The sequence below is a fragment of the Paenibacillus sp. P4_E11 genome (assembly GCF_056401635.1).
The window spans coordinates 1-3,011 of the sequence record NZ_JBFUIX010000289.1; the positions used below are offsets into that span (position 1 = coordinate 1).

The following is a 3,011-nucleotide window of genomic DNA, read 5'->3' on the forward strand; positions in this document are numbered from 1 at the left end:
AAGTGACAGGCCGCGCTGAATATGTAACGGTGACCAACGAGGAAGTATTAGAAGCGTTCCAGGAGCTGTCCAGAACGGAAGGGATCATCCCTGCGCTTGAAAGCGCACATGCGGTTGCACATGCCAAGAAGCTGGCGCCGACATTAGCCAAGGATCAAATCCTAATCATCAACTTGTCCGGCCGCGGTGATAAAGACGTGGAGCAAGTATTCCACATGCTGAACAAGTAAGGAAAGTAAAAGGGGCTATCCCTAAGTCTTGGAGTAGACTTTTGGGTATAGCCCCAGTCTTATATTGTCTGAGCGAATAATCAGTGCGACTCTATCGGAATCGCCTCATAGGCGACCAACCTGTCATTCAATATGGTGCATTTGTGCTCATAGATTTGTTCGTTGTTCAAGAGCATCGGCAAATATCGGGGAATCAGCACGCTGACCCCCTTGTTTCCGTCGTCAAACAACCAATCGATTTCTTTCCAATCCAGAATGCCCTCATCGACTTTTCGAGGTAGTTGATCGTCTACTCCATCCGGTAACTCTGCTACGAACGCATACATCCCACCTTTATGAGCAGCATCCACCTCCCAGGTCACAATCCCCTTGTACACGAAATTCGTCAATTCGAAACCCGTTTCTTCCGCCGCTTCCCTAATGATCCCTTGCAGCGGTGTCTCCCCGATCTCCAGCTTACCGCCGACACCATTCCACAAACCCATAGTAGGGGCATTATTCCGATTCAGCATTAATAGTCTGGTTCCTTGCTTGATGAAGCCTATCGTGTACTTATACATGATGACTATTCTTCGCTCCTTTTCCGGTTCTCCATAATTGCTTTCAGGATATTCTTTCCCCACTATCATTCTATCAGTTTACCAATCGTTGTTAATCCTACTATCTCACATTGTTGCATCATGCGCTATAATGAGAACTATCATCTGAAGATGAGAGGGACGCCGCATGGAGATTAAGCTTGCCACGCATGAAGCGCAATATACGATTGACCATCTGACCACGAATCTGATGAAGGGCCGCTACAATGTGTACGGCGCTCTGCATTCACATCCGGTTTTTCATATTATGTATGTATTAGAAGGAAAAGGGAAGTTTACTGTCGGCTCTACAACGACTACCGCATTGCCAGGGATGCTCTACATCATCAATCCGAACGAGCCGCACAAATTCGTCTTCGGTTACGAAGAGCCGTTCACCAATCTGGAAAGTACGTTCCAATTACTGGATGCGAGCGGGAATGCGGCAGATGTGAACTTCTTCGATCTGACTAGGAACAGTCGCAACTCCACATTGGATACAACCCAACCGTTTCTTGTGCCGTCTCGCCTCAAACCCCTTCTAATAGAAGGCTACGAGCGCATTTTAGGGTTATATGCCTCCCCGCTGCTGCGTCATCATTTCGGCCTGATGGTCGCGGACTTGCTGACTCGGGTTGAAACGATTGTATATAGCTCGGTCAAGGCGGAGCAGACGGGTACTCGGGAAGATGAGACAATCGAAACGATCAAGCATTTCCTGCACTCGAATCGCGGCCGTCCCGTTACATTGCGGGAAACCGCTGAGTTCGCTCATCTGACCCCCAATTACTTATGTCGATTGTTCAAAGAGCATTCGGGTGAAACACCGATGGGCTATTTGCAAGGTGTGCGTATGCGTGAAGCGGAGAGCTTGCTCTCCCTCACGGATCTTCCCGTTTATGCGATTTCCGAGAAACTGGGCTATGAGGAACCTTCTTATTTCGCAAGAGTGTTCCGCAGCGTGTATGGGGAAAGCCCTCAATTGTACCGTAAACGTCTCCAAGGGGAAAACAGGATAAAATAGTGCGCATAGTGGTCAATTTATTGCCTTCTGAGGAAACGCTTCAGTTCCTATACTTGGGATGAATAGATTGATCCCTTAGGAGGAGTAAACTGCCATGAGCTTAACCCATGAACAGATTGTCGACTTTCAAACGAATGGTTATATTATTGCTGAGGATGTATTCTCCGATGCTGATTTGCAACCTGTCATTGATGAGGTGGAGCGGCAAATATCGGCCCGTGCCATTATCCTGCACGCGGAAGGTAAGCTCAAGGATCTGCACGAGGATTTGCCATTCGAGCAACGATTCGCGATGCTAAATGCGCAATGTCCCGAGATCAACAAGAAGTTCGACATTATGTTCCTGCTGGGTCACGCTATGTTCGATTTCCTTCGTAGCGATCGTCTGCTGAACGTGGTAGAATCATTGCTCGGCCGGGAACTATCCTGCAATCCGATTCAGCACCTTCGAGCGAAAATGCCATGGAAGGGCGATGGCGAGCAGCCCGTCGGGATGGAGAATGTACCTTGGCATCAAGATGCAGCCGTAACATCCGACGACTCAGAAGCATCCGAGATCATTACGTTCTGGCTTCCGCTTGTGGATGCAACGGCCAAGACGGGATGCATGGAGATTATGCCCGAAGTGTTTAAGCTTGGCTATCTGGAGCATCAAGCCGATGGTGGAACGACGATCGTTCCCCAACTGCTGCCTCATGTGAGTTCGATCAAAGCAGAATGCCGCAAAGGCAGCATCGTCATTATGAATAAGTATACGCCGCATCGTGGGACGACGAACCGGTCTGACATTATTCGCTGGTCCATCGATCTTCGCTATCATAAGACTGGTGCTTCATCAGGCCGTGCTTTCCACCCTTCATTCGTTGTCAGAAGTACAAATAATCCGGATAGTGTTTTGAACGACCATGAAGCCTGGTGCCAGCTGTGGAGAGATGCTCTTGAGAAGCCGGCGCAGAAAGCGCATCGCGTATAAGTCGATTACGGGTAAAGCAAGAGAGCACCGTCGCGCCTGGCTCCGAGATAGAAGGAAAATCCGTCTATCTCCTCTGAAAGTCGCGCCCAATCACCGAGTTAGACGGAAAATCCGTCTAACTCTCTAGAAAAGTCTAGCCCAGTGTCGAGATAGACGGAAAATCCGTCTATCTCCCCTGAAAAGTCGCGTCTAGCTCCATGTTAGAC

At 49.0% G+C, this 3,011-nt stretch carries 3 protein-coding genes and 1 pseudogene; 3 read left to right on the top strand and 1 reads right to left on the bottom strand.

Going from position 1 to position 3,011, the window contains the following annotated elements; all coding sequences use genetic code 11:
* A pseudogene (locus AC1DWB_RS32945) lies at nucleotides 1–230 on the top strand (tryptophan synthase subunit beta); the annotation flags it as partial.
* Nucleotides 231–310: 80 nt separating this feature from the next.
* Here the strand turns inward: AC1DWB_RS32945 and AC1DWB_RS32950 are convergent.
* Complete coding sequence (locus tag AC1DWB_RS32950) at nucleotides 311–790, bottom strand: NUDIX hydrolase (RefSeq protein WP_477545312.1); 480 nt, start codon at nucleotides 788–790, stop codon at nucleotides 311–313.
* 166 nt (nucleotides 791–956) lie between these two features.
* Here AC1DWB_RS32950 and AC1DWB_RS32955 point away from each other — a divergent pair, with 166 nt between their 5' ends.
* Entirely contained in the window at nucleotides 957–1,832 is an 876-nt protein-coding gene (locus tag AC1DWB_RS32955; protein ID WP_477545313.1) for an AraC family transcriptional regulator, read from the top strand.
* A 94-nt stretch (nucleotides 1,833–1,926) separates the two neighbouring features.
* Nucleotides 1,927–2,805, top strand: a complete 879-nt coding sequence (locus AC1DWB_RS32960) for a phytanoyl-CoA dioxygenase family protein (protein WP_477545314.1) — start codon at nucleotides 1,927–1,929, stop codon at nucleotides 2,803–2,805.
* Nucleotides 2,806–3,011 lie beyond the last annotated feature (206 nt).